At 49.6% G+C, this 5,320-nt stretch carries 3 protein-coding genes and 1 pseudogene; 3 read left to right on the forward strand and 1 reads right to left on the reverse strand.

Going from position 1 to position 5,320, the window contains the following annotated elements; genetic code table 11:
* The 3 genes from ABYW01_RS13175 to rpsA all read left to right on the forward strand — a co-directional run.
* A partial coding sequence (locus ABYW01_RS13175) for a carboxy terminal-processing peptidase (RefSeq protein ID WP_372833410.1) occupies nt 1-1,872 on the forward strand: 1,872 nt, incomplete at its 5' end.
* Between the two features lie 45 nt (nt 1,873-1,917).
* Nucleotides 1,918-2,742 (forward strand): hypothetical protein, encoded by an 825-nt coding sequence (locus ABYW01_RS13180; RefSeq protein WP_372833413.1) that lies wholly within the window; start codon nt 1,918-1,920, stop codon nt 2,740-2,742.
* Between the two features lie 226 nt (nt 2,743-2,968).
* On the forward strand, nt 2,969-4,648 hold the full coding sequence (gene rpsA / locus ABYW01_RS13185) for a 30S ribosomal protein S1 (RefSeq protein ID WP_372833416.1): 1,680 nt from the start codon (nt 2,969-2,971) through the stop codon (nt 4,646-4,648).
* Nucleotides 4,649-4,894: 246 nt separating this feature from the next.
* Here the strand turns inward: rpsA and ABYW01_RS13190 are convergent.
* Nucleotides 4,895-5,182, reverse strand: a pseudogene (locus tag ABYW01_RS13190) (transposase); the annotation flags it as partial.
* Nucleotides 5,183-5,320: the final 138 nt, after the last annotated feature.

The following is a 5,320-nucleotide window of genomic DNA, read 5'->3' on the forward strand; positions in this document are numbered from 1 at the left end:
CAATTTCTTGATGATCTTGATCCTTCACGCAGTTATTTCTATCAGAACGATATCGATGGCTTTCAACGTTTCAGCACCCAACTGGACGACGACCTGCTTGAAGGTGACCTATCGGCTGCGTACGAGATCTTCAATATTTTCCAGACGCGCAATCGGGATCGCCTGAACTACGCCATCAATATGCTGAACAGCGATTACGACTTCAATTTCGACCGTGAAGAAACCCTTTTAGCGGACCGCTCTGATGCGGATTGGGTCCTGAATGAAAAGGAGATGGATAATCTCTGGCGTAAGCGTATCAAAAGCGCCCTGCTCAGTTTAAAACTCGCAGACAAAACCGAAGATGAAGCGAAAGAGATTCTGACAAAACGCTATCAGAATCAGCTAACCCGTGCCGATCAAATCAACAATGAAGACGTTTTCCAAAGCTACGCGAATGCACTGACCTCACAATACGACCCCCATACTCAGTACTTTTCACCACGGCGCTCAGAAAACTTCCAGATCAATATGAGCCTCTCGCTGGAAGGGATCGGTGCGGTATTACAGAGCGAAGATGAATTCACCAAAATCGTCCGCTTGGTACCTGCGGGACCGGCAGAAAAAACCGGCCAGCTAAAACCATCTGATCTGATTCTTGGCGTCGGCCAGGGTGATGAGGGCGAGATTGAAGATGTCGTAGGCTGGCGTCTTGACGATGTTGTACAGAAAATCCGTGGCCCCAAAGACTCCGTTGTCCGTTTGCAGGTTCGCTCCGATGATGCCGATGACGCACCGATGCGTATCATTCGTATCATTCGCAACAAGGTGAAACTCGAAGAACAGTCGGCGCAGAAACGCGTGATGGAGATCGATTATCAGGACCAGAAAGTCAAACTGGGCGTGATCGAAATCCCAACCTTCTACATTGATTTTGCCGGTCTTCAGCGCGGCGACAAAAACTACAAGAGCACAACACGCGACGTTGAAAAGCTTATCAAAGAGCTGGAAAGCGAAGACATTAGCGGCCTGATCATTGATCTGCGCGACAATGGCGGCGGCTCGCTGCGTGAAGCCAACGAATTGGTTGGCCTGTTCATCAACCGCGGTCCCGTTGTGCAAATTCGAGATCAGCAGGGTTACATCCGCGTACTCGGCGATCGTGATCCGAAAATTGCCTACTCAGGCCCTATGGCGGTGATGGTGAATCGCCTTTCCGCATCCGCCTCTGAAATTTTTGCGGGCGCTATGCAAGACTATCAGCGCGCCATTGTTATTGGTGGCCAGACCTTTGGTAAAGGCACCGTGCAAACCTTACAGCCGCTGCAGCATGGTCAGCTCAAACTCACCAACGCCAAGTTCTATCGGATCTCTGGTGAGAGCACGCAACACAAAGGTGTTATCCCGGATATCAGCTTCCCAACCTTGTATGATAATGACGAGATCGGTGAAAGCGCACTGGAAGGTGCACTGGTATGGGATCAGGTACATGAAGCGCCTCACGGCAGCTTTATCGGTGCATCCTCCTTCATCCAGACGTTAACTGAACGCCATTTGCAGCGCATTCGAGAAAACCCCGATTTTAAGTTTATGAATGAGCAAGTTGCAGAGATGCAGAAACGTCGTGAGAAAAATGAAATCTCACTACGTGAAGCCACACTTAAGCAGGAACGTAACGAGTCTGAAGCGTGGCAGGTAGAAAGCGAAAACCGCCGCCGCGTAGAGAAAGGCCTAAGCCCGATCGCCAAACTGTCTGAGCTTGAAGACGAACAGAAAAAAGATGCTCAGGGACGCCCGATCAATCCACAAGCCGAAGCGATGCTTGAGGAAAGCGGCAGAATCCTTATCGACATGGTCGTTGCCACACAAAAATATACAGCTGCGCGGAAATAGGCCGATAACCCTATCTGTTCAGTTTATTTTTGAGGAAATGGAAGTATGGCTGCCAAAAACATTATTGTCCTAACGCTTGTCGTCCCGATCGTTCTTGGAGTGCTGGGTGTTGGCGGCTATTACGGCTACAACGCCCTCATCAAACAAGAAGCGAACAACAACAAGGACCTGGAAAAGTTTGGCCTCGCTGTACTTCCACAATCCACCTCCGCCCCGAGCGCTACAGATGAAAAAGAACGCCACGCAATCTACCAGCAAAGCACAGGCGTTTTGGGCACAACCCAGGAAGTAGCCACCTTTGCAGACGAAAAACTCTCGCCCACTCAGAAAGTAATCCGCGGATTAATGAGTGATAAAGAGGTGCTGCTCGAAGAAAAGAAAAAGCTCAACGAAGATATTGATACGCTTAAAGCCCGCATCGCAGAGCTGGAAGAGTACAAACGTCTGAACCAGCACTTCGCACCGGACAAGATCAGCGCAGAGCTGGCCAAAGTAAAAGCACGCCTGAAAAAGCACCTGTTGAATTCAACCAGCGCGGCCCGGTTTAACAACCGTCAAATCGAGATCATCTCCGGTGCTTCTGCGGTTGAGTACGACAAATTTATTCGCCGCAACCGGATGATCCTATCTGACTTCCAGCGTGAAGAGCTGGTCAGCATCTACCTGCCAGAATTTGCATTTTGTCTTGGAGATGGCGTCGACATCGCCGCTAACTCTGCCTCGGAAGAGCGCAAACTCGTTCGCTTTTTTGAAGAACAGGATATCACCCTCCTGACAACCGCCCTGAAACAGGATCTGGATACCGTACTCACCCCTTGTCAGGAAGCACTGCATGAACAACTTGCCAAGTACACGCCCGGAACGCCCTGATTTCTCTGAATAAAGCGTCTCCTAAGGCGCTTTTTACTACACTTTTTTACGCCCAGCCTGTATAATGCGCGCTCCTTTTAAAGCGACCGTACGCCCACACATCGGCAAAAGGTGTGCCCGATCGCTATATTTATCTGACCCTGTACGGCCGATGTTACAGGTTGAAAAGTGCTGCAAAGGCTTACTTTAAGCCTGCCACGTAGCCTTTCATCAAAGGACATTATTCATGAGCGAAAGCTTTGCTGAACTGTTTGAAGAATCCCTTCAGAACCTAGACATGAAACCTGGCACCCTGGTAATGGGTGAAGTTATCGATATCGATAGCGACTGGGTTACTGTTAACGCTGGCCTGAAATCCGAAGCTGTTATTCCTCGCGCTCAGTTCCTGAACGACGCGAACGAACTGGAAATCCAGATCGGTGATGAGGTTAAAGTTTCCCTGGAAGCTGTAGAAGATGGCTTCGGTGAAACGCGTCTGTCTCGCGAAAAAGCGAAACGCGCAGAAGCATGGGATGTTCTCAAGCAGAAATTCGATGCAGAAGAAGTTGTTAAAGGCTTCATCTCCGGTAAAGTTAAAGGCGGCTTTACTGTTAGCATCAACAACATCCAGGGCTTCCTGCCAGGCTCTCTGGTAGATGTACGTCCAGTACGTGACGTTGACCACCTGGAAGGCAAAGAGCTGGAATTCAAACTGATTAAGCTGGATCAGAAGCGCAACAACATCGTTGTTTCCCGTCGTGCCGTTCTGCAAGAAGCTAACAGCGCTCAGCGTGACGAGCTGCTGGCTTCCCTGGAAGAAGGCCAGAGCGTTAAAGGTTTCGTTAAGAACCTGACCAACTACGGTGCATTCATCGATCTGGGTGGCGTTGACGGCCTGCTGCACATCACCGACATGGCGTGGAAGCGTATCTCCCACCCATCCGAGATGCTGAATCCTGGCGACGAGATCTCTGTTAAGATCATCAAGTTCGACAAAGAAACTGGTCGTATCTCTCTGGGTCTGAAACAGCTGTCTGAAGATCCATGGGAAGCAATCAAGAACCGTTACCCAGCGGGTGCGAAAGTTCAGGCTCGCATCACCAACCTGACTGACTACGGCTGCTTCGCTTCTATCGAAGACGGCGTTGAAGGTCTGGTACACGTTTCTGAAATGTCTTGGACTAACAAAAACATCCACCCATCTAAAGTTGTTCAGATCGGTGATGCTGTAGAAGTTATGATCCTGGACGTAGACGAAGAGCGTCGTCGTATCTCCCTGGGCATCAAGCAGTGCTCTCTGAACCCATGGGTATCCTTCGCAGAGAAATACGCTGCGGGCGACAAAGTGAACGGTACTATCAAGACCATCACTGACTTCGGTATCTTCGTAGGTCTGGAAAACGATCTGGACGGCCTGGTACACATGTCTGACATCACTTGGGAAGCTGATGCTGAAGCTGCCCTGCGTCAGTACAAGAAAGGTGATGAAGTTGAAGCGGTTATCCTGTCTATCGACGCAGAGAAAGAGCGTATCTCTCTGGGCGTTAAACAGCTGGAAAGCGACCCATTCGCTGAGTTCGTAACTGCGAACGACAAAGGCACTATCGTTAACGGTACTGTTAAGTCCGTAGACGCTAAAGCTGCTGTTATCGAACTGGCTGAAGGCATCGAAGGCATCCTGAAAGCTTCTGAAGTTGCTTCCGAGCGTACTGAAGACGTTTCCGCTGTCATGAAAGAAGGCGATGCAGTTGAAGCTAAGATCACCGGTATCGATCGTCGTAACCGCGTAATCACTCTGTCTATCCGTGCTAAGGATCAGGCTGAAGAGAAAGCTGCACTGAAAGCAGTTCAGAACGCTGAAGTTGAGGTTTCTGGCCCAACTACAATCGGTGAACTGATCAAAGCTCAGATGGCTGCTAAGAAGTAATATTACTTCACGCTAATAAAAAGGCGCTCATTGAGCGCCTTTTTTGTGCCTGAAATTCCACACCACACACCACAGACCTTGTAGGGTAGCCTTCAGGCTACCGGCAGACTGAAAGCCTGCCCTACATACATAACGCCCAACGATGACAACGAGCCTGCCCTCCAACACCTCAACCACCTGCGACAACAAAACCCCACTCCACCACCCCTGTAGATACCATCTCTCCAAACATGCCTCAAGAACTCTCTAGGTAACTTGAGGCATATATTCATTTTGGTTTTTCACCACGCCAAAACAGATCTGCAGCAGCTTTCTCATCGCGGCGCCCAGTGCCTGCATTTTGGTCTTTCCTGCACCTAGGAGGCGATGATACTGTGCCCGTATATCAGGGTTGTGCTGAGTGGCGACTACCGCAGCCATATATAATTTTGACCTGATTCGAGAGGGACCCGCCTTGCTTAATACGGTTCGTCCCTTTAGTTTTCCTGACTCCTGCAACCTCGGGATAAGGCCAGCGTAACAGGCAACTTGATTAGCCCTTTTAAAAGGCTATGTCTGAGTAAACTGTTGTAAACCTGCCATTCTTAAATATAAGTATGATGTTTGAGGATGGCATTCCATGAATACGTCAGCGTTTCACCAACTGCTAAAGCAGTTAACCTCGCTCTCGCC

The organism is Pontibacterium sp. (assembly GCF_041587635.1).
In the GTDB taxonomy this organism is placed as follows: domain Bacteria; phylum Pseudomonadota; class Gammaproteobacteria; order Pseudomonadales; family Balneatricaceae; genus Pontibacterium.

Bases quoted from the DNA above. Each gene is read 5' to 3' on its own strand.
- ABYW01_RS13180 (WP_372833413.1), top strand. From the start codon at position 1,918: ATGGCTGCCAAAAACATTATTGTCCTAACGCTTGTCGTCCCGATCGTT.
- rpsA (WP_372833416.1), top strand. From the start codon at position 2,969: ATGAGCGAAAGCTTTGCTGAACTGTTTGAAGAATCCCTTCAGAACCTA.